The organism is Micromonospora sp. NPDC000442, from assembly GCF_042898635.1.
GTDB lineage: Bacteria > Actinomycetota > Actinomycetes > Mycobacteriales > Micromonosporaceae > Micromonospora.
This window is the reverse complement of record NZ_JBIAYZ010000016.1, coordinates 1-20668: the sequence shown is the minus strand read 5'-3', so window position 1 is coordinate 20668 and position 20668 is coordinate 1. Positions and strand designations below refer to the sequence as shown.

Below are 20668 nucleotides of genomic sequence, written 5' to 3'. Positions count from 1 at the left end.
CCTTGTCGACCTGGACCGCACCCCGCTGGTCAGCTCAACGGCACCAGGGTGAGCAGCCGGTCGCGTACCGGCGGACCCGGCTCACCGGCGGCCTCCGGATCGGGTTGCACCTCGCTGCGCCAGGCGACAAGCATCGCCCGCCGCTCCCGGGGCGTGGTGCCACCCCAGACGCCATGACAGTCGCCGACCTCCAGAGCCCAGGCCAGGCAGGAACCCTGCACGTCGCAGCTGCGGCACAGGGCCACCGCGGCGTCGGCCGGCTCGTTCGGCGCCGGAAAGAACGTCTCCGGGTCGACGCTCTGACAGGTGCCTCTGGTACGCCAGGCTTCGTCCTGTCGCCGCTCATGCAACGCCCGCAACAGTCGCGGATCACGTCGCGCGGCGGCCACCTCGTGCGGACGGGGCATACGCGCCCGTGTCATCCACCCACCTCCCCCGTGGGACCAGCAAGATCGATGGAGATCGTTCACCCAACGCGAACGACACCCACCACCGGCGCTGTGTTGTATCGCATTTGCGCACACCGGGACAAGACTTCGCCGGGAAGTTGGCAGAACGTGCGGGTCACCTTTCACCCGCAACCGCAGCAAATCACTCCCGACAATGTGCCGGGCGTGATCAGAAGAGCGTCATCTCCGCCGACTCGGCGGGACGGGTCAGCGGCACCCGGGCGGTCAGCCCCGGACCGTCGTTGCGCACATCGCCCACGGCCTGCCCCACCGGCCGCACCTCCAACCCGGCCAGCCAGTCCATCGGCGGCGGCACGAGCAGCTCAGCCGCGTCATCGCCGCCACCCAGCCAGGTCGCCCAGCGACCGGGTGGCAGCAGCAGGGGCATTCGATCGTGCACCTCGGCCAGTTCGCCGAGGGCCGCGGTGGTCAGCACGCTGAAGGTCAGCAGTGTCGCGTCCGGGCCGTCCCAGCGCGACCAGATGCCGGCGAAGGCGAGCACCGAGCCGTCGCGTGGGGTCATGTAGTACGGCTGCTTCGTGCCGCCGGCCAGCCGCACCCACTCGTACCAGCCGTCGGCGGGCACGAGGCACCGGCGGCGGGCAAAGGCCGGAGCGTACGCCCGGCTGGTGGCGACCGTCTCGGCACGCGCGTTGATCATGCGGGCCGCGCCGGCGGCCGACCGGGACCACGGTGGTACCAGACCCCAACGGCCCCGCGAGAGCGCCCGATGCCCCTCGGCGCTCACCCGGACCAGCGGCACCGGATCCGTCGGCGCCACGTTGTGATCGGCGACCAGCCCGTCCCCGGTCTCGTCGACGGCCTCGAACAGGCCGCTCAGGTCAGCGGCGCTCCGGGTCGTGGCGTACCTACCGCACATGCCGCCCACGCTAGCGCCCGGTCCGCCGAGCGGCTGTCCCGTTCCCCGGGAGTGGCCGGTCACGGTAGCGGCCACCGGGCCGTGGCACGGCAGAATGTAGCTGTGGGGAATATGACCGCGACCCGGCCGCTACAGCCGTGGACCGCACCGACGGCCAGTGACCCGGTGTCGGCGTCACTGCGCCTGCCCGGCTCCAAGTCGATGACCAACCGGGCCCTGGTGCTCAGCGCGCTGGCCGCCGGGCCCTCGACCCTGTCCCGGCCGTTGCGCGCCCGGGACACCGAGCTGATGGCCGCCGCGCTGCGAGCGATGGGCGCCCACGTCTCGATCGCCGACGACGACCGCTGGCTGGTCCGGCCGCACCGGTTGTTCGGCCCGGCCCACGTCGACGTGGGGCTCGCCGGCACGATCATGCGCTTCGTGCCACCGGTGGCGGGGCTGGCCGACGGGCAGGTCACGCTCGACGGTGACCCGCACGCCCGCACCCGCCCGCTCGGCCCACTGATCGAGGCGCTGCGCTCGCTCGGCGTACGCGTCGACACCCCCGCCACGGGCAGCCTGCCGCTTGTGGTGCTGGGCGCCGGCCGGGTGACCGGCGGTGAGGTCGTGATCGACGCCTCGGCCTCCAGCCAACTGGTCTCCGGTCTGCTGCTCGCCGCCCCCCGCTTCGACCGAGGGCTGGTGGTCCGGCACGTCGGTCCGCCGGTGCCCTCCGCGCCGCACCTGCGGATGACCGTGCAGATGCTGCGCGCCGCCGGTGCCGCGGTCGACGACAACACCCCCGACGTCTGGGCGGTCGAGCCCGGGCCGCTGACCGGCCGTAGCTGGGAGATCGAGCCGGACCTCTCCGGTGCGGTGCCGTTCTTCGCCGCCGCCCTGGTCACCGGCGGCGAGGTGACCCTGCGCGGCTGGCCGGCGCGGGGCAGCGCCCAGCCGGTGGAGCGGCTGCGCTCACTGTTGCAGCAGATGGGGGCGGAGGTCGCCCTCACCACGGAGGGGTTGACGGTGCGCGGCACCGGCCCGGTGAAGGGGTTGCACGCCAACCTGTCCGACGTCAGCGAGCTGACCCCGGCGCTGACCGCGCTGGCCATGCTCGCCGACTCGCCCTCGGTGTTCACCGGGGTCAGCCACATCCGGGGCCACGAGACGGACCGGCTGGCCGCGCTGAACCGGGAGTTCACCGGGCTCGGCGCGGACATCACCGAGTCGCCCGACGGCCTGGAGATCCGGCCCCGACCGCTGCACGGCGGCGTGTTCCGCACCTACCATGATCACCGGTTGGCGCACGCGGCGGCGGTGACCGGGCTGGTCGTGCCGGGCATCGAGTTGGACGACGTGTCGTGCACCTCGAAGACCATGCCCGAGTTCCCGGCACTATGGTCGGCACTGGTGACCGGTAAGAGCTGAGCGGAAGAAGGGTCGGTTCTGGCGACGAGGCGGCGGGAGTACGACGAGGACGACGTCCGGGTCCGGCCCGGCAGGTCCTCCCGCCCGCGTACCCGGACCCGACCACTGCACGCCGACGCCAAGGACGGTTTCGTCATCGCGGTCGACCGCGGGCGGTACACCTGCGTCCTGCCCGGTGCCGGGCCGGACGACCCCACCGTCACCGCGATGCGCGCCCGCGAGCTGGGCCGTAAGTCGGTCGTGGTCGGCGACCGGGTCGGGCTGGTCGGCGACACCTCCGGTTCGTCCGGCGCGCTGGCCCGCATCGTTCGGATCGAACCACGCCGGTCCGTGCTGCGGCGCACCGCCGAGGACGACGCCAGCACCGCCGAGGGGCGGCTGGAACGGGTCGTGGTCGCCAACGCCGACCAGCTCGTGATCGTCAGCGCGCTGGCCGACCCGCCGCCGCGTACCGGGTTCATCGACCGGTGCCTGGTCGCCGCGTACGACGCGGGCATCGAACCGCTGCTCTGCCTGACCAAGGCCGACCTGGCCGGGCCGGAGAAGGTGCTCGACTACTACACCGAACTGGAGCTGCCGTACCTGCTCATCCGGCCGGGCTCCCCACTGGACGCGCTGCGCAGCCTGCTGACCGGCCGCGTCTCGGTGCTCGTCGGTCACTCCGGGGTGGGCAAGTCGACGCTTGTCAACCGCCTGGTGCCGGAGGCCGAACGGGCGGTCGGCACGGTCAGCGCGATCGGCCGGGGGCGGCACACCTCGACCAGCGCGGTGGCGTTGCGGCTGCCCGCGCCACCGGACGCCCAGCAGGATCCGGGCTGGATCGTGGACACTCCGGGCGTACGCAGTTTCGGGCTGGCCCACGTCTCGGCCGAGAGCCTGCTGCACGGCTTCCCGGACCTGGTCGAGGCCACCGCCGACTGCCCGGCGAACTGCCCGCACACCGCCGACGAGGCCGACTGCGCACTCGACGGCTGGGTGGCGGCGGGGCGGGCCGACCCTCGCCGGCTGGCCTCGTACCGCCGGTTGCTGGCCTCCCGGGCCGGGGAGACCGACCCCCGGACCGAGCCCGACCCGCACGGGCGCCCGGAGTGACCGGCGGGCGCGACCGCCCCGCCGTCACGGCCGCGCCACCGACGTGCCGTCGCCGGCCCCCGGCGTCGTCCCGGTGCCGACGTCGCTACGGTGTCCGGCATGACCGGGTACGCCGCTGACCTGACCCTCGCCCACCGGCTCGCCGACGCCGCCGACGCCCTGTCGACGGCCCGGTTCCGCGCTCTGGACCTGCGGGTCGAGTCGAAGCCCGACCTGACCCCGGTCTCGGACGCGGACACTGCCGTGGAGCGCGAGATCCGCGCCCTGCTCGCCGAGCACCGGCCCGACGACGGGCTGCTCGGCGAGGAGTACGGCGCGACACCGACCACCGGGACCCGCCAGTGGGTGGTGGACCCGATCGACGGCACCAAGAACTTCGTCCGGGGCGTGCCCATCTGGGCCACGCTTATCGCCCTGCTGGAGGAGGGCCGTCCGGTCGCCGGGCTGGTCTCCGCACCGGCACTGGGGCGCCGCTGGTGGGCGGCGCGGGGCACCGGGGCGTACGCAGGCCCGGACGCCGCCCACGGAACGCCCATCCGGGTCTCCGGGGTGACCCGGTTGGCCGACGCCAGCCTCTGCTACTCCTCGCTGAACGGCTGGGAGAAGGCCGGGCGGCTCGACGCCGTGCTGCAACTGATGCGGGACACCTGGCGCAGCCGGGCCTACGGCGACTTCTACGGTTACATGCTGTTGGCCGAGGGCGCGCTGGACGTGATGATCGAGCCCGAGTTGTCCCTCTGGGACGTGGCCGCGCTGGTACCCATCGTGACCGAAGCGGGCGGCACGATCACCGATCTGGCCGGCCATCCGGCCCCGGCTGGCGGCGACAACAGCACCCTGGCCAGCAACGGCGCGCTGCATCCCGACATCCTCCACCGGCTCGGTAGCCCGCCGCGCATTGACGCCCGGTAACCTCTATCCTCGCCAGGTGGCTACCTCCGGTTGGTGTTTCCTGGCGGCGATGATCGTCGCGTACGGCGTCGCCAACCTGTTGCAGTCGGTCGCCGCCGCCCGCACCACGGTGCATCACACCTTCGATCCCGGGTTGCTGCTGCGCCTGGCCGGGCACCGCACCTATCTGGTCGGGCTGGCCTGCCAGGTCGCCGGGTTCGTCCTGGCCTTCCTGTCCCGGCGGGACCTGCCACTGTTCCTGGTACAGGCGAGCGTGGCCGCCGGGCTCGGCGTCACCGCCCTGCTCGGCGTGATCCTGCTGAAGTGGCGGCTGCCGGTGGCCGAGGTCGCGCTGCTGGTGCTGCTCTTCGCCGGAATCACCGCGCTGGTCCTCTCCGCCCAACCGGCACCGTCGAAGGCGCTCGGCACCGCCGGCATGGTCGCCCTGCTGGTGGCCCTCGCGGTGATCGCGGTGCTGGGTTTCTTCGCGGTCCGGTTGCACGGCGCGCCGGGCTCGGTGGTGCTCGGCTCACTGGCCGGGCTGGCTTTCTCCGCCGCCGCGGTGGCGGCCCGACCGCTGGCCTCCGCATCGAGCTGGGACGCGTTTCTCAGCGACCCGCTGCTCTACCTGCTCGTCGGCCATTCCGTGGTCGGCCAGTTGCTGCTCGGGCTGGCGATGCAGCGCGGTTCCACCACGGCGGCCGTGGCCGCGATGGACGCGGCCGGCGCCGTGCCCGCCGCCATCGTCGGGCTGCTGCTGCTCAACGACAAGATCTGGCCGGGCCGGGAGTGGCTCGCCGGGATCGGGTTCCTGGTCACCCTCGCCGCCGTCGTCGGGCTCACCCGGTACGCGGAGCCGCAGCATCAACACGCTGTCACCCGGGCGGTGGTGGGTGTTCCGCCGCCGCTCGTGTCGCAGCCCACGGCCGGCGTCATCGCTGAGCCGCTGCCTCAGGCCGCCTCGACCGGCTTGCGCCGGCCCACCACCCGCTCGTAGAGCCGTTCCAGGGCACTGGCCGTGCGTTCCCAGGTGTAGCTGCACCGCACCCGGTCGACCGCGGCATGCCCGTACGCGAAGCGGCCGGCGTTGTCGGCGAGCAGCCGACGGAGCGTCATCCCGAGGGTACGTACGTCGCCCGGCGGCACCAGCTTGCCGGTCACCTCGTCCACCACGGCGTCGGCGATGCCACCCATGGCGTAACCCACCACCGGGACGCCACAGGCCATCGCCTCCAGCGACACCCGCCCCGCCGAGGAGTAGTGCGGGGTGCAGGCCACCACGTCGGCCGAGCGGTACCAGGTGGCCATCTGCTCGTGCGGCACCGCGCCGACCAGATGCACCTGCTCGCCGACCCCGACCCGGTCGGCCAGTTCCCGCAGCCGACGGGCCTCGGCGTGGTTGGCCAGCCGGTCCGTCGGTGGCCCACCGGCGATCACCAGCTCCGCGTCACCGACCAGGCGCATCGCTCGGATCAGGTCCTCCTGGCCGTGACCTCGCCCGAGCCCGCCCACCGAGAGTATCCGCGGGCGCTGCTCACGCGGGGCGGCCTCACCGTCGGGATGGAAGCGCTCGGTGTCGACCCCGGTCGGGACCATCGCGACCGACGTGCGTTGCAGGCCCATCCGGGTCAACTCGTCGACCTCGTCGTTGCACTGGGCGACCGCGATGTCCACGGCCCGGGTCAGCGCCCGCTCCAACGGGATGCGGTTGCCCGGCCCGTCGTACTGGGCGCCGAGGTGGCGCAGCTGTTCCATGCCGATCGAGTGGAACGTCTGCACCATCGGGATGTCGGTCTCCCGCACGGCGTGCGCGGCGGCCAGGCCACCGATCCAGTAGTGACCGTGCACCACCTCGGGGGCCCAGTCACCGGACCACCGGTCGGCCAGCCACTCACCGAACTCGGGCACGTAGGGCACCAGCTCAGCCGTGGGGATCGGCGCGACCGGGCCTACCGGTGCCCGCTCCACCCGGTAGCCGTCCACGATGTCGATCTCCGTCGCCTCGGGGTCGTCCCGACGGGTGTACACCCGCACGTCGTGACCTCGCCCGGCCAGTTCGGCCGCGACCCGTGCGATGTGCTGGTAGGTGCCGACGACGGTTCCGTCGCCGGACGGCGGCGCAGCGGCGTGGGCACAGACAAGGCCGACGCGCATGGGTCACCTCCATGCGGATGAGGCGGTGGTCTCCGGTCAGAGCGTCCCATTAACCGGGCTCCGACGAGCCGAAACCTCGCAGATCGGGGGCACGCTCGGCGGCATGACCCGGACCCGACGGGGTACCGATGAGGAATGCCCCTCGCCCGAAACCTGGCTGACGCCACAATCGTCATCACCGGTGCGTCCAGCGGCATCGGCACCGCGACCGCGTACGCCCTGGCCCGCTGCGGCAGCACCGTGGTGCTGGCCGCGCGTACCGAGCCGGCCCTGCGGGAGGTGGCCCGGCACTGTCGTGAGCTGGGCGGTCGCACCCTGGTGGTGCCCACCGACGTGACGGACGCGGACGCGATGCGAAGGCTCGCCGCGACCGCGGTGGCGGAGTTCGGCCGGATCGACGCCTGGATCAACAACGCCGCGGTCGGCACCATCGGGTTGTTCGACGAGATCCCGGTGGCCGAGTTCCGTCGGGTGCTGGACGTCAACCTGCTCGGCACGGCGAACGGGATCCGGGCCGCGCTGCCGCACCTCAGTGCGGCCGGCGGCGGCGTCGTGGTCAACAACGCCTCGGTGCTGGCCGAGGTGGCGATGCCCTACCAGTCGCCGTACAACGCCGCCAAGCACGGGGTCCGGGGGCTCTCCGACACGGTCCGCCAGGAGCTGCGGACCACCGGCCGGGGATCGGTCTCGATCTGCACCGTGCTGCCGGCCACCATCGACACGCCGTTCTTCCGGCACGCCGCCAATCACAGCGGCCGGCAGGTGCTTCCGCCGCCGCCGGTCTATCCGCCGGAGGTGGTCGCGGAGACGATCGTCCGGTTGCTGCGGCGGCCCCGCCGGGAGGCGTACGCCGGCGGTGCCGCTCGTCTGATCGGCATGCAGTGGCGGCTGGCGCCGGCACTGGCCGAACGAGTCCTCGGCTGGTACGGCCGGTACACCCAGTTCGGGCCGCCGCCGACGGCCGACACCACCGGTAACGTCTTCCGGGCCGACGCCGCAGCGACGGCGGAGGGCGGCTGGCACGGCCGGCGCCGCCAACTGGTCCGGATGTCCGCCGCGTTCGGGTTGGCCGCCGCCGGCACCGCTGTCGGCACAGTCGCCGCGCTGGCCCGCCGGCTGACCCGCTGAGCGAGCGGGACACCTGACAACCACGCCCGACCGGCCAACCACCCCGCCTGGACCGGTTACGGCGGGAGGGCAGCGGGTAGTGGTCAGTCATGCGCGACGACGAGTACCCGACCCCCGTGTCCGATCCCGAGGCCGACGGCCTGCCCGACACCGCCGACGACGATTCGACGGCTGGGGACGACGTGCTGACCGGACGGGAGGCGGACGGTCCGGCACCGGCTCAGCTGCCCGGTGACCGGACGCCGGTGGCGGTCGACGAGTTCGGCACCACCGCCGAGGAGCAACTCGACGGTGAGTCGTTGGACTACAAGCTGGGCCGGGAACGGTTTGAGCTGCCGGTCGACGATCCGCTGGCCGGGCCGGTCGATCCGGACATCGCGGCCGAAGCGGACAGCCGGGAGCAGGCGGCACAGGCCCAGCTCGACGCCGACGTGATCGATCCGGGCCCCACCTCCGACCCGAAGTCTCCGGTTTCCCTCTACGACCACGACCGGTTGGGCACCACCGCGGACGCCACCGTCGGTCGGCTTGTCGAACCGGACGAGGGGGCCCACACCGACCAGGAGACCGATTCGATCGCGTACGACGCGGGTGCCGCCGGTGGCGGAGCCAGCGCCGAGGAGTTGGCCGTGCACGAGACCCGGCCGCCGCACTCGGTCTGATCGACTGGCGCCGCCGCTCAGTCGTCCAGGCCGCGTTCGATCGCGTACCGGGTCAGCTCGACCCGGTTGTGCAACTGGAGCTTGCCGAGCGTGTTCTGCACGTGGTTCTGCACCGTACGGTGCGACAGCCCGAGCCGCTCGGCGATCTGCCGGTACGACATCCCCTTGGCCACCAGCCGCAGCACCTCGGTCTCCCGGTCGGTGAGCCGGGGTGCCGCGTCCCGGGCACCGGCCGCCGCCTGGTCGCCGCCGCCAGCGGTCAGACGGCGGTATTCGCCGAGGACCAGTCCGGCCAGGCCGGGTGTGAAGACAGGATCGCCCGCCGCGGTGCGGCGCACCGCCTCCAGAAACTCCGCCAGCCCGGCGGATTTGAGCAGGTAACCGGTGGCGCCGGCCTTCACCGCGTCGAGCACGCCCTGCTGCTCACCGCTGGCCGAGAGCATGAGCACCCGCACCCCGGGGTGTGCCGTCCGCAGTCCGTGGATCACCTCCACGCCGGAGATGTCCGGCAGTTGCAGGTCGAGCACCACCACGTCGGGACGGGCTGCGGCGACCACCCGGACCGCCTGTCGGCCCTCGCCACAGCTGGCCACCACCTCGTGGCCCGCCTCGGCCAGGTCACGGGCCACCCCTTCCCGCCACATCGGGTGGTCGTCGACGACCATCACGCGTACGCCGTTCATGGCTGCCTCCTCGGCACGGTGAGTTCCACCTCGGTGCCGGCACCCGGCGTCGAGCTGATCCGGGCGGTACCACCCAGGTCGGTCAGCCGCCCCCGGATGGCCTGGGCGACACCCAACCGTCCCTGGGCCGCCGCCTCGTTCAGCCGGTCGGGCGGGAAGCCCGGCCCCTCGTCCCGGATCGACACGGTGACCGCCGACTCCTCGTCCTCGACCAGCACCCAGGCTCGACCGCCGCCGTGCCGGGCCGCGTTGTCCAGCGCCGCTGCGACGGCCGCCGCCAGTTCGCGGGCCACCGCCGGAGGCAGCGGCACCGGGCCCGCCGGTGCGGACAACGACACGGCGGCCGAAGCGTGCCGGCCGAGCAGGGTGCGCAGGTCCACCGGTGCGTCGGCGGCACCGGCCGGAACCGGCCCGGAACCGGAGATCAGCGACCGCAACGCCATCTCCTGCTCCCCGGCCAGCCGGGCCAGCTCGCCCGCCTCCCCGTCGAGGTGGGCACCCCGCCGCTGCACCAGAGCGAGCACCTGGAGAACCGAATCGTGGATGTCCCGGGCCAGCCGTTCCCGCTCCCGGGTGGCGGCCTCCAACTCGACCGCCCGGTGCAGTCGCTCCCCGGCGGTCACCGTCAGCCGGGCGACGTGCCCGACCACCACGCCGGCGAGCAGCATCAGGATCGCTCCGTTGAACGCAGTCGGGGTGACCATGCCCCGGGTCGCCAGGTCGGTCGCGCCGAGCACAAGCGCCGCGACTGCGCCTCGCCGCCGCCCGCCGCAGACGGCCCAGGCCAGCACCGGCCCGCTCAGCCAGGCCACCGGGAGGGTCGGCAGCCCCGCGTCGAGCGCCGGCCGGCCCATCACCCACGGGGTGGCCAGCAGGATCGCCACCACCACGCCCAGATCGGCCAGGAGCAGCGGCCAACCGCGCCGGGCCGGGACCGCGTACCCGATCGCGGTGACGGCGGTCCAGAGCGCCATGAACAACACCAGCGCCGTCGCGGCGAGGGGGTGGGCGTAGCGGTCCGCGTCGCGGATCAACACCACGCAGACGTACGCCAGGGCGGCCACCCGGAAGACCGCGACGGCACGCCAGAGCGGCACCTCGAAACCACCGGCAGCAGGCACGGGCGCCACCCTGCCACAGGCCGTCGGGGCCCCCTGCGGCCGATGCACCTCGACCAACCCTGACGTACGGTGGTAAAAGCCGCGTAAACCTCTGCGATCTCTGTCGGGACGGGGCCATGACGAACGCAGGATCTCCCACACCGCGTACGGTGGTGCCCATCGAACACGCCCTCCTGATCGCCGACGCCTTCGACCAGGCCCAGGTGACCGAGCTCCGGCACTCGGTCGCCGCCTGCGCGCGCACCACCGGGCTGCGCGACGAGCGGTTGGACGACTTCGTGCTCGCCGTCAACGAGCTGATCACCAACGCGGTGCGGCACGGCGGCGGTCAGGGCTGGCTGCGGCTGTGGGAAGAGCCCGGCCTGGTGTTGTGCGAGGTCGCCGACCACGGTCCAGGCATCAGCACACAGAACCTCGACAACCGCAGCCGCCCCGCGCCTGAGACGGCCGGCGGGTGGGGGCTCTGGCTGGCCCGCGAGCTGACCGACGCGATGGACGTCGAGACCGGGTCGGCCGGCACCACGGTACGCATCATCACCGCGACCGTCCCCGCCGAGCAGCACGTCGGCCGCCACCGCAGCGGCGAATAGCGGCACGCCGGGCACGCCGGTCTGCGCCGCGCGGGCTACCAGCGCTCGCCGGTCAGCTTCTCGTAGACGTCCACATAGCGGGCCCGGGTGGCGTCGACCACATCGGCGGGCACCTCCGGTGCCGGGTTCCGCTTGTCCCAGCCGCTGCGCGCCGCCCAGTCCCGTACGTACTGCTTGTCGTAGGAGAACTGGGCACGCCCTGGCTGGTAGGACTCCGCCGGCCAGAACCGGGACGAGTCCGGGGTGAGCAGTTCGTCGCCGAGGACCAGGGTGCCGTCCGGTGCCCAACCAAGCTCGATCTTGGTGTCGGCGACCAGGATGCCCCGGTCGGCCGCCAGTTCCGCGCCCCGGCAGTACACGTCGATGGTCAGCTGCCGCAGCCGGTCGGCGGTCTCCGCGCCAACCTTGTCGACCACCTCGGCGAAGGTCATCGGCTCGTCGTGCTCGCCCACCGGCGCCTTGGTGGACGGGGTGAAGATCGGCTCCGGCAGGATGGACGCCTCGACCAGCCCGCGCGGCAGCTCGACGCCGGAGACCTTCCCGGTGCTCTCGTACTCCTTCAGGCCGCCGCCGGTGAGGAAGCCACGGGCGACGCACTCGACCGGAACCATCTCGAGCCGGCGGCACCGGATCGCCCGCCCGGCGAACTCCGGCGGCACGTCGGTGGCCGAGATGACGTGGTTGGGGACCAGGTCGGCCAGTTGCTCGAACCACCACAGCGACAACGCGGTGAGCAGCTTGCCCTTGTCCGGGATCGGGGTCGGCAGCACCACGTCGTAGACGGAGACGCGGTCGGAGGCGACCAGGATCAGGTCATCGCCCTCGGCGTAGACGTCCCTCACCTTGCCCGAGTGCAGAAGTTCCACGCGGACAAGTAGACCACGCGCCGGGCGTACCGCCGCTGGCGGTCCACGACGCGACCGCCAGGGCGCGAACGGTCTCTCGCCACGCCCGGTCAGCGCCGGCGACGGGTCATCCGGATCACCAGCAGGACGATCACGGCCACCACCGCCAGGCAGCAGAGCAGGCTCAGGAAACCGAAGACGCCGACACCACGCCCGCGCCGTCGAGCCGCCTCCACCACCAGTTCGCCGGTGCCGGTCGACGCCCACGCCGCGACCGGGACGAAGACCGTCAGCACGACCGTACCCAGGAGCGTGCCGAGCCGCCCCCACCACCTACCAAAGGAAGACATGCGCCCATCCTCGCCGAGACGCGCAACCTCGGCCGGCCGAACCACGCTCGTGTCGACGCCGGAAAACAGTGCCGGACAACGACAGCGGCCCCGGACGGATCCGGGGCCGCTGTCGTGGCAGTAGCGGGGACAGGATTTGAACCTGCGACCTCTGGGTTATGAGCCCAGCGAGCTACCGAGCTGCTCCACCCCGCGTCGGTAGGACCAGCCTACCCCACCGGCAACCGTTGCGATCACCAGCCCCACCCGTAACGCTCCGGGCCTGGTCACCGCCCCCGCTGGACCGTCGGCTGGCCCGAGGGTGCCGGCTGGTCGGCCGGCGACCGGAGCACGGCCGAGCGGCCGAATCGACCGCCGGGTGAACGAAAAGAGGCCCCGGACGTATCCGGGACCTCTTTCTCGCAGTAGCGGGGACAGGATTTGAACCTGCGACCTCTGGGTTATGAGCCCAGCGAGCTACCGAGCTGCTCCACCCCGCGTCGGTAGATCCACCGTAGCGCACCACCCCCGCTGCCCGCAAAACGACCCACGGAACGCCTCGTTTCGCCGCCGCCGTCCTGCCGATTTCCGGTCAGCGCTCAGGTCGGTCGCCCCTCAGACACGCCGCAGCCCGCGGCAGTGGCGAGGAACGCCGGGCCGCGGGCTGCACCGGTGGATCGGTCAGCCGGTGGGCGAGGGACTGCCGGTGGGCGCCGGCGGGCTCGGCGTACCGTTGGTGCCCGCCACCTGCTGAGCCTGCTGGAACGCGGTGAGCGCCTCGTCCAGTGCGGCCAGCGCGCGACCGTACCGCTCGAAGTCGCCGGATGCCTGCGCGGCACGCACCTCGGTGATCGCGGCCCGTACCCGCTCGGCGGCGGCACCGAGTTCACCGGTGAGCGGCGGAGCGTCGCCCGGCGACGGAGTGGCCGTCGGCGACGGCGGCGGCTCCTCGCCCTCGGGCGGCGGCTCCTCGCCCCCGGCGGGCGGCGGCGGATTACCAGCCGCTGCCTGCTTGCCCTGCTCGACCAGCTGCTTGATGCCGTCGGCGACGTTGTCGGCCAGGACGACGTAGGAACCACCGTCGCCGTACGACATCAGCACCTTCTGCAACAGCGGATACGCGTCCTGCTGGTTGCTCTTGACGTAGACCGGCTCGACGTAGAGCATCCCGTTGGCGAAGGGCAGCGACAGCAGGTTGCCGTACTGCACCTGGGCCTGGTTCGAGGAGAGCAGGTTCAGCTGCTGCCGGATGGTGGCGTTGGTGTTTGTCATCCGCTGGTGCACCTGCACCGGCCCGGAGATCGCCGTCTGGTCCGGCAGCTCCAGCACCTGCAACGTCGGCCTGCCGTCCTGGTACGACCCGGAGATCAGCGCGGCCAGGTTCTGCCGACCGTTGGGGGTGACCGCGCTGGTCAGCTGGAAGCGGGGCGCCTCCTGGCCCGGGAACTGCGTGTAGAGGTAGTACGGCGGCTGCTTCACCCCGCTGTCCGGCGCGTCCGGCACGTTCGGCACCTGCCAGAAGTCCTGGCCGGAGTAGAAGTCGCCGGGGGTGGTGACGTGGAACCGGGTCAGCAGGTTGCGCTGCACCTTGAACAGGTCGGCCGGGTAGCGGAAGTGCTCGACCAGCGCCGGCGGGATCTCGGCCCGCGGCTTGATCAGGTCGCCACCGAACGCCTTGTTCCACGCCTTGAGGACCGGGTCGTTCTCGTCGAACTCGTAGAGGGTGACCGTGCCGTCGTACGCGTCGACGGTCGCCTTCACCGAGTTGCGGATGTAGTTGACGTTCTCCCGGGCCAGCTGGATGGTGCCCCGGCCGGTCAGCTCGTCGGTGGTCTCCTGCTGGAGGTTGACCCGCTCGGCGTACGGGTAGGTCGCGGCGGTGGTGTAACCATCGACGATCCACTGCACCCGGCCGTCCACAAGGGCCGGGTAGGGGTCGCCGTCCAGGGTGAGGAACGGCGCGACCTTCTCCACCCGGTCCCGGGGGTTACGCACGTAGAGCAGCTTGGAGTTGTCGTTGACCGCCTCGGAGAGCAGGAAGTTCGCCTCCTGCTCTTTGATCGAGTAGAGCAGGCGACGGGCGAACGAGCCGATCTCGACGCCGCCCTCACCGGTGTAGGTGTAGTACGACTCGGGTCCCTCGCCGCCCTCGCCGCTCTCGCCGGCCGGGCGGTCGAACTCGGCCGGGTTGGCGTCCGGGTTCGGCTTGCCGACGATGGCGTAGTCGCCGGCCGCCATCCGCTCGCCGTAGTAGATCCGGGGCTGGTTCGCCGGGATCAGGTCGGTCGACGAGGCGCAGGCCTCCTGCGTCCGCTCGCCGAGTGAGCCGGAGACGAAGAACGGCTGGCCACCGCAGACCACCCGGTTCGCGGGTGCGGCCACCACTCCGTAGCCGTGGGTGTAGACGGTGTGCCGGTTGATCCAGTTGCTCTGCTGGGCGGTCAGCTCGCCATAGTTGATCTCGCGTACGCCGACCACGTAGTCCTGCGTCGCGTCATCGATCGTGTACCGGTCGATGTCGAGCTTTGGGCCGAAACTGTAGAAGCCGCGGACCTGCTGGAGCTGGGTGTAGGTCTCGCTGACCAGTTGCGGGTCGAGCAGCCGGACGTTCGGCACCACGGAGGTGTCGGTGGCCAGGCTCTCCGGCGGGTTCAGGTTGTTGGCCGCGTACGCCGAACTCTGGGCGATGTCCAGCCCGAACGACGCGCGGGTGGCGTCGATGCTGCGCTGGATGTACGGCGCTTCCTTGTCCCGGGCACTGGGCTTGACCTCGAAGGTCTGCACCGCCCACGGGTAGATGCCGCCGATCGCCACCGCGGAGACGCCGAGCAGGGCCAGCGAGATGCCCGGCCAGACCAGGTTCCGCATCCAGGCGTTGGAGAACACGATGATCGCGATCGCCACCACCACGGAGATGTAGGCGAGGATCTCCTTGGCCGGCAGCAGCGCGTTGATGTCGGCGTAGCCGGCGCCGTAGACGCCCACGCCGTCGTTGTACTCCAACAGCATCGCCCGCCGATCCAGCACGTACGCGACGGCCTTGAGCAGGACGAAGACCGCGACCAGCGTGCTCAGGTGAGCCCGGGCGGCGTTGCTCATCCGGTCGCCGACGCCCTGCAGGCGTACCCCGCCGAACAGGTAGTGCACGGCCAGCGCGCCGATCAGCGCCAGCACCACCGCGGTGAAGCCGAGCCCCAGCAGGAACCGCCAGAACGGCAACTGGAAGACGTAGAAGCCGACATCGACGCCGAACTCCGGGTCGTCCACACCGAAGTTGCCACCGTGCAGGAAGAGCAGCCACTGGTTCCAGCGGCTCTGCGCGGACAGGCCGGCGAAGAGACCGACGACGACGGCGGCCGCCGTGATCCACAGGCCCAGCCGGGGGCCGAGCAGCATCCGGTACCGCTCCAGGGTGGCCTGTTCCGGTGAATGGGGCCGCATCCGTGGGCGCAGCCGTTGCGCGAGCCAGAGGTTCCCGCCGACGATCGCCGCCATCGCCAGGCCCGCGGCCAGGAAGAGCAGCAGCCGGGTGACCAGCACGCCCCGGAAGACCTCGGTGTAGTCGACCTCGGAGAACCAGAGCCAGTCCGTCCAGGCCTGCACCCCCCAGCCGAGCAGGGTGAACAGCACGAACACCCCGATCAGGACCCCGATCGTGACGCGTCCGCGTCGGCTCATCCTCGGCATGGGGCTGCTGCTACGCATGACCACTGTTGGCTCCGCACGCTCGTTATGATCGGCTCCGACCAGGCACCCAGAGTACGGGGTGTTCCTGAAAGCGTGAGCGCAAGGTCATGCCGCGCGGCTCAGCAGTACGCCGGCTCGCTCCCGGAACGCAGCCTCTCCAGTGCGTCCAACGCCTCGTCGAGCGAGCCCACCTTGACCAACGGCAGCTCCGGCTGCCGGTTACGGACCGCCTCGGCGCAGTTGGCCGCCGGTACCAGGAACGCGGTCGCACCGGCCTGCTTCGCCCCGACCAACTTCTGGGGGATCCCGCCGATCGGGCCGACCTGCCCGGAGTCGTCGATGGTGCCGGTGCCGGCGATGATCCGACCGCCGGTCAGGTCGTCCGGGGTCAACTTGTCGATGATGCCCAGGGCGAACATCAGACCCGCGCTTGGGCCACCGATGTCCTTCAGGTCGAAGGAGAGGGTGAACGGGTGCGGCTGCTGCTGCTCGATCTCGATCCCGATCCGGGGGCGGCCGTCCTGCTCCTGACTGGTGATGGTGTCGGTGCGCGCGGTGCCGTCCCGGGTGTACCCGATCCGCAGAGCACTGCCGGCCGGGCGGGCCCGGATGAGTTCGGTCAGCCGGGAGGCGAACGGCACCGGTTCACCCTCGACCGACGTCACCACGTCGCCGGGTCGCAGCACCGAGGCCGACGGCCCGTCGGCCGCGACCGTCTTGACCACGACCTGCACCTCGTACCCGAGTTCCCGCAGCGCGGCGGTTTCCGCGCTGGTCTGCGAGACCTGGAAGTCCTCGGCGTTGCGCTGTTCCACCTCCTCCTGGGTCTCCCCCGGCGGGTAGACCAGTTCACGCGGCACCACGGCCTGATCGTCGGAGAGCCAGCCCTGGATGGCCGAGCGGAGCTTGACGCCGGGCTGCACCCCCACCGTCGTCAGCCGCAGTTGACCGGCGGAGGTGGAGGTTTCCCGGCCGGTGACCTGGATGACCTCCTTGCCGTCCGCCTGACCGAGCGTGTCGACGGTCGGGCCGGGACCGAGCACCACGTACGGGACGGGCGCGCCGAGCACCCCGATGCTGAGCAGTGCGGTGAGCAGAGCACCGAGCAGGACGGTCAGGCCGCGACGTCTCATGCGGCAGAGCGTACCGATCCCGGTCGCGGCTCCCGGCCGGCACGACGAACGACTTCGCCCTCAGCGCAACCGCGGTGGCGGCGGCCCGGGGCCGAGCGCGCGTACCGTAGACGTCGTGCCTGATATTCCGTTCGGTTTCGCGCTACCGGGTGGGCAGCCGCCCGACCCCAACGACCCTGCGCAGATGCAGCAGTTCATGTCGCAGTTGCAGCACCTGCTCTCCGCCCCGGGCAGCGGGCCGGTCAACTGGGACCTTGCCCGTCAGGTGGCGGCCAGTCAGCTCGCCGCGGCGGGCGACCCGGCGGTCTCCCCGTACGAGCGCCACGCGGTGGAGGAGGCGCTGCGCATCGCCGACCTCTGGTTGGAGCCGGCCTCCGCGCTGCCCTCGGGCATCCGTAACACGGTGTCCTGGAACCGCAACGAGTGGATCTACAAGACGCTTGACGTCTGGCGCAAGCTGTGCGACCCGGTGGCCAGCCGGATGGTCGGCGCGATGGGCGACTTGGTCCCGCCGGAGGCCCGGGCCCAACTGGGCCCGATGCAGTCGATGGTCGCCACGCTCGGTGGCGCGCTCTTCGGCGGCCAACTCGGCCAGGCCCTCGGGTCACTCGCCGCGGAGGTGCTCTCCGCCGGCGACATCGGTCTGCCGCTCGGACCGGCCGGCACGGCCGCGCTCATCCCCGCCAACATCAAGGCGTACGGCGAGGGGCTGGAACTGCCCGAGGACGAGGTCCGCCTCTACGTGGCCCTGCGCGAGGCGGCGCACCAGCGGCTCTTCGAGCACGTCCCGTGGCTGCGGGGGCACGTCCTCAACGCCGTCGAGACGTACGCCGCCGGCATCCGGGTGAATCGGGAAGCGATCGAGGAGGCGATGGGACGGGTTGACCCGACCGACCCGGAGTCGATGCAGGCAATCGCCCTGGAAGGCATCTTCACGCCGGAGGACAGCCCGACGCAGAAGGCGTCGCTGGCCCGGCTGGAGACCGCCCTCGCCCTGGTGGAGGGTTGGGTCTGCCACGTGGTCGACGGGGCGGCCGACGGCCGACTGCCGAACGTCGTGGCGCTGGGCGAGGCGTTCCGTCGCCGCCGGGCGGCCGGCGGGCCGGCCGAGCAGACCTTCGCGGCCCTGGTCGGGTTGGAGCTGCGGCCCCGTCGGCTGCGCGAGGCCGCGGCACTCTGGGCGGCGCTCACCGAGCACCGGGGGATCGCCGGCCGGGACGCGCTGTGGGGGCACCCCGATCTGCTGCCCTCCGACGACGACTTCGCCGACCCGGTCGCCTTCGCCATGGCCGACGTGGATCTGATGACCGAGTTGGAGAACTTCGACTTCTCCGCCCCGGGTGGCCCGGAGGAGAAGGCCCCGGGCGAGACGGAACGCCGCGACGACACCGAGGGTGGCGAGGGCCGCGCCTGACCGGCTCGACCGGCCGGTCGCCGCATGACGGCCGAGATGATCTCACCCGACCGGGCCCTGCCCGGCCGTCCGATCACGGTCGCGCCGAGACGGCGGGGTCAGCCGCTCCGGCCTGCACCGGACAGCAGGGACCGGGTGTGTTCCCACCCGTCAAGTGCCGGATCGAGTCGGGCCAGATCCGCCGGGCCGCGCAGCCGGTGCCAGGAGGGGGTCACCGCCAGGTCGCCGGGGCGGGGTGCCGCCGCCCGGACGGTCGCGGGCATCGTGGCGTCCATGTCCACCGGTGGCAGCCAGGACGGTACGGGTAGCCGGGCCGCCACCCCGAGCAACCCGGGAAGGCCACCCTCGGCCGGGGCGACCGCGACCGGCCGGCTGGTCAGCGGACGCAGCAACTTGCCGACGGTGAGTCCGGGCAGGTCGGGCGCATCGCCCGCGACGACCGCCACCTGCTCGTAGCGGTCGACCGGCACCGGGGTTCCGCCCGCCGGCCCGGCACCGGACTGCCGGTCCGTGCCGGCCGTCGCGTCCGGTCCACCGGCACCGGTCAGGGCGGCGAACACGGCGTTCGGGGTCGGCTCGGGCACCTCGTACACGGTCGTGCCGGGCCAGATCACCGCGTCGGCCAGCCAGCGGTCGGCGCGCGTGACCGCCACTGCGGTGTCCACCTCGTTGAGCATGGCGAGCAGGTCCACCACGTCCTCGGCGAGCGCCGTACGCCAGTCCACCGGGTCGACGCCGGGTGGCGTCCAGGCGATCGGCGCGAGCAGCGCCACCACCACACGTCGGGCCATTCACCGACCCTACCGCCGCAGCGGCGGGGCACTCAGGGGGTGCCGGCGACGGCCGCCACGCCCTCCAGGTAGCCGCGCGCCCGTTCGGTCTTCGGGTACCTGCCGACCAGTGCCCAGAACTGTGCGTTGTGACTGGAGACGATGAGGTGGACCAGTTCGTGCAGCAGCACGTAATCGATCACCCAATCCGGCATCTCCTGGATCCGGTGGGACAGTCGGATCGAACGGTCCGCCGGGGTGCAGGAGCCCCACCGCCCGTTCTGGTTGCTCACCCACCGGACGCTGGCCGGCAGGGCCTGGTTGCCGTACTCGGTGAGATAGAGCTTGATCAGCCGGTTGGCCCGGTCCAGCAGTTCGGCGTCGGAGCGGACCAGGCGCCCCTCGCGGGCCGCCAGCCGGGCGAGCATCCGGTCGACCCACTCGCTCTCCTCGGCCCGGGAGAACTGGTCGGGGATGAGGACCACGACCCGCTCCCCGTCGCGGTAGGCGGACACCGTGCGTCGCCGACGCTGGCTGCGCCGTACCTCGACGACCGGCTTCCGCGGCCCAGCCATCAGTGGACCGCGCAGCCTCGGTTTGCTGTCACGTTGGCAAGCTAATGCGTTGTGACCAGGGGTCCGCAAGAGTCAACCCCTCGACACGCGTCCGGAAAATGGGGATTGGTCGCCAGGAGTCCCGAAAAATTTCTTGCCGGACCCGGGGCAGCCGTCACGGTCACCCTTCGTGGTGACCGGCGAGGTGTCACACCTGGGCCGATCAACACGGTAAGTGATCATCGCCGCGGAGCTCAAATTGGGGTCCGCGCCCCCGTCTCGGCGGCACTACCAGCGTAATTGCGGGGTACCGGTCGGCGTGTCCCCGGCAAACTGACTGATCCGACCCAATTCGGCGTGCACACTCTCGACGTCGCCTTGCTCACAGTGGCAATGCGCAGCTGACATGGAACCGCCCACACCTGGGTAGGGTCCGCCAACCAGTGGTCACGTAGGTGGCCACCGGACAGGACCGGCGCCGGGCGCCCTGAGCGACCGCCACCGGGAGACCCACCGGGTCGTTATCGACCGGTGGACGACACGAGGAGGGCACACCGTGGCCGACCAGGCCCAGACCTACAACGGTTACTGCGTCAAGTGCAAGGAGAAGCGGGACTTCGAAGGCCGTGTCGAGGTCTCGAAGACCGGCATGAACATGGCCAAGGGCAAGTGTCCGGTATGTGGCACAACAGTGAACCGCATCCTGGGCAAGGCGAAGGTCTGACGTACGCGTACTGCGAGCGGGGGGGGGGGGGGGGGGGCCCCCCCCCCCCCCCGCCCGGGGGGGGGGGGGGCCCCCCCCCCAAAAAAACCCCCCGGGGGGGTAAAAACCCCAAAACAAGGGACCACCCCCCAGACCGGGGGGGGCCCCCCGGTGAA

20 protein-coding genes and 2 tRNA genes are annotated in these 20668 nt (G+C 71.9%); 9 read left to right on the top strand and 13 right to left on the bottom strand.

From position 1 onward, the window contains the following. Positions 1 to 29: 29 nt before the first annotated feature. Together ACFY2A_RS22950 and ACFY2A_RS22945 are read right to left on the bottom strand one after the other, a co-directional pair. Positions 30 to 422 (bottom strand): WhiB family transcriptional regulator, encoded by a 393-nt coding sequence (locus tag ACFY2A_RS22950; protein WP_363922772.1) that lies wholly within the window; start codon positions 420 to 422, stop codon positions 30 to 32. A gap of 196 nt (positions 423 to 618) precedes the next feature. After that, complete coding sequence (locus tag ACFY2A_RS22945) at positions 619 to 1329, bottom strand: SOS response-associated peptidase (protein ID WP_363922770.1); 711 nt, start codon at positions 1327 to 1329, stop codon at positions 619 to 621. A 102-nt stretch (positions 1330 to 1431) separates the two neighbouring features. Between ACFY2A_RS22945 and aroA the strand changes: the two genes are divergently transcribed. The 4 genes from aroA to ACFY2A_RS22925 all read left to right on the top strand — a co-directional run bounded on the left by aroA (position 1432) and on the right by ACFY2A_RS22925 (position 5716). Then, the gene (aroA, locus tag ACFY2A_RS22940; RefSeq protein ID WP_363922768.1) at positions 1432 to 2736 is read left to right on the top strand and encodes a 3-phosphoshikimate 1-carboxyvinyltransferase; all 1305 of its coding nucleotides are present in this window, start codon (positions 1432 to 1434) and stop codon (positions 2734 to 2736) included. 18 nt (positions 2737 to 2754) lie between these two features. Further along, the gene (gene rsgA / locus ACFY2A_RS22935; RefSeq protein ID WP_387174590.1) at positions 2755 to 3828 is read left to right on the top strand and encodes a ribosome small subunit-dependent GTPase A; all 1074 of its coding nucleotides are present in this window, start codon (positions 2755 to 2757) and stop codon (positions 3826 to 3828) included. A gap of 99 nt (positions 3829 to 3927) precedes the next feature. Then, entirely contained in the window at positions 3928 to 4740 is an 813-nt protein-coding gene (gene hisN / locus ACFY2A_RS22930) for a histidinol-phosphatase (RefSeq protein ID WP_387174450.1), read from the top strand. A 49-nt stretch (positions 4741 to 4789) separates the two neighbouring features. Continuing rightward, positions 4790 to 5716: a hypothetical protein gene (locus ACFY2A_RS22925; protein ID WP_363922989.1), complete on the top strand. Its 927-nt coding sequence runs from the start codon at positions 4790 to 4792 to the stop codon at positions 5714 to 5716. On the opposite strand, the gene ACFY2A_RS22920 is transcribed toward ACFY2A_RS22925, so the two are convergent. Beyond that, a complete protein-coding gene (locus ACFY2A_RS22920) occupies positions 5671 to 6873 on the bottom strand; it encodes a glycosyltransferase (RefSeq protein WP_363922762.1) in 1203 nt (400 codons plus the stop codon). The two genes, ACFY2A_RS22925 and ACFY2A_RS22920, sit on opposite strands and share 46 nt — an antisense overlap. A 135-nt stretch (positions 6874 to 7008) precedes the next feature. On the opposite strand from ACFY2A_RS22920, the gene ACFY2A_RS22915 reads away from it, so the two are divergent. Next, a complete protein-coding gene (locus tag ACFY2A_RS22915) occupies positions 7009 to 8001 on the top strand; it encodes an SDR family oxidoreductase (protein WP_387174448.1) in 993 nt (330 codons plus the stop codon). Positions 8002 to 8090: 89 nt separating this feature from the next. Beyond that, a complete protein-coding gene (locus ACFY2A_RS22910) occupies positions 8091 to 8663 on the top strand; it encodes a DUF5709 domain-containing protein (RefSeq protein ID WP_363922758.1) in 573 nt (190 codons plus the stop codon). Positions 8664 to 8680: 17 nt separating this feature from the next. Here the strand turns inward: ACFY2A_RS22910 and ACFY2A_RS22905 are convergent, their stop codons facing one another. After that, the gene (locus ACFY2A_RS22905; protein WP_387174446.1) at positions 8681 to 9346 is read right to left on the bottom strand and encodes a response regulator; all 666 of its coding nucleotides are present in this window, start codon (positions 9344 to 9346) and stop codon (positions 8681 to 8683) included. After that, positions 9343 to 10467: a MacS family sensor histidine kinase gene (macS, locus tag ACFY2A_RS22900; protein WP_387174444.1), complete on the bottom strand. Its 1125-nt coding sequence runs from the start codon at positions 10465 to 10467 to the stop codon at positions 9343 to 9345. The genes ACFY2A_RS22905 and macS overlap by 4 nt, the downstream gene beginning before the upstream one ends. A 116-nt stretch (positions 10468 to 10583) precedes the next feature. On the opposite strand from macS, the gene ACFY2A_RS22895 reads away from it, so the two are divergent. After that, a complete protein-coding gene (locus tag ACFY2A_RS22895; protein ID WP_363922752.1) occupies positions 10584 to 11057 on the top strand; it encodes an ATP-binding protein in 474 nt (157 codons plus the stop codon). Between the two features lie 35 nt (positions 11058 to 11092). Here the strand turns inward: ACFY2A_RS22895 and ACFY2A_RS22890 are convergent, their stop codons facing one another. The 6 genes from ACFY2A_RS22890 to ACFY2A_RS22865 form a co-directional block, all read right to left on the bottom strand. Further along, positions 11093 to 11923: a phosphoribosylaminoimidazolesuccinocarboxamide synthase gene (locus ACFY2A_RS22890; protein WP_387174442.1), complete on the bottom strand. Its 831-nt coding sequence runs from the start codon at positions 11921 to 11923 to the stop codon at positions 11093 to 11095. Positions 11924 to 12012: 89 nt separating this feature from the next. Continuing rightward, on the bottom strand, positions 12013 to 12252 hold the full coding sequence (locus ACFY2A_RS22885) for a hypothetical protein (RefSeq protein WP_210939869.1): 240 nt from the start codon (positions 12250 to 12252) through the stop codon (positions 12013 to 12015). Positions 12253 to 12373: 121 nt separating this feature from the next. Next, positions 12374 to 12447 (bottom strand) — tRNA-Met (locus ACFY2A_RS22880). Between the two features lie 210 nt (positions 12448 to 12657). Continuing rightward, a tRNA-Met gene (locus ACFY2A_RS22875) sits at positions 12658 to 12731 on the bottom strand. 181 nt (positions 12732 to 12912) lie between these two features. Beyond that, on the bottom strand, positions 12913 to 15936 hold the full coding sequence (locus ACFY2A_RS22870; protein WP_387174439.1) for a UPF0182 family protein: 3024 nt from the start codon (positions 15934 to 15936) through the stop codon (positions 12913 to 12915). Positions 15937 to 16037: 101 nt separating this feature from the next. Beyond that, a complete protein-coding gene (locus tag ACFY2A_RS22865; RefSeq protein ID WP_387174437.1) occupies positions 16038 to 17051 on the bottom strand; it encodes a PDZ domain-containing protein in 1014 nt (337 codons plus the stop codon). Positions 17052 to 17166: 115 nt separating this feature from the next. On the opposite strand from ACFY2A_RS22865, the gene ACFY2A_RS22860 reads away from it, so the two are divergent. Beyond that, positions 17167 to 18465 (top strand): zinc-dependent metalloprotease, encoded by a 1299-nt coding sequence (locus ACFY2A_RS22860; protein WP_363922743.1) that lies wholly within the window; start codon positions 17167 to 17169, stop codon positions 18463 to 18465. Positions 18466 to 18563: 98 nt separating this feature from the next. Here the strand turns inward: ACFY2A_RS22860 and ACFY2A_RS22855 are convergent, their stop codons facing one another. Both ACFY2A_RS22855 and ACFY2A_RS22850 read right to left on the bottom strand, forming a co-directional pair. After that, entirely contained in the window at positions 18564 to 19256 is a 693-nt protein-coding gene (locus ACFY2A_RS22855) for a hypothetical protein (protein ID WP_363922741.1), read from the bottom strand. Positions 19257 to 19288: 32 nt separating this feature from the next. Beyond that, positions 19289 to 19810 carry a M48 family metallopeptidase gene (locus ACFY2A_RS22850; protein ID WP_363922739.1) on the bottom strand — a complete coding sequence of 174 codons (522 nt, stop codon included), beginning with the start codon at positions 19808 to 19810 and terminating at the stop codon, positions 19289 to 19291. 535 nt (positions 19811 to 20345) lie between these two features. On the opposite strand from ACFY2A_RS22850, the gene ACFY2A_RS22845 reads away from it, so the two are divergent. Beyond that, complete coding sequence (locus ACFY2A_RS22845) at positions 20346 to 20513, top strand: DUF5679 domain-containing protein (protein WP_012014940.1); 168 nt, start codon at positions 20346 to 20348, stop codon at positions 20511 to 20513. The last annotated feature ends 155 nt before the right edge of the window (positions 20514 to 20668 follow it).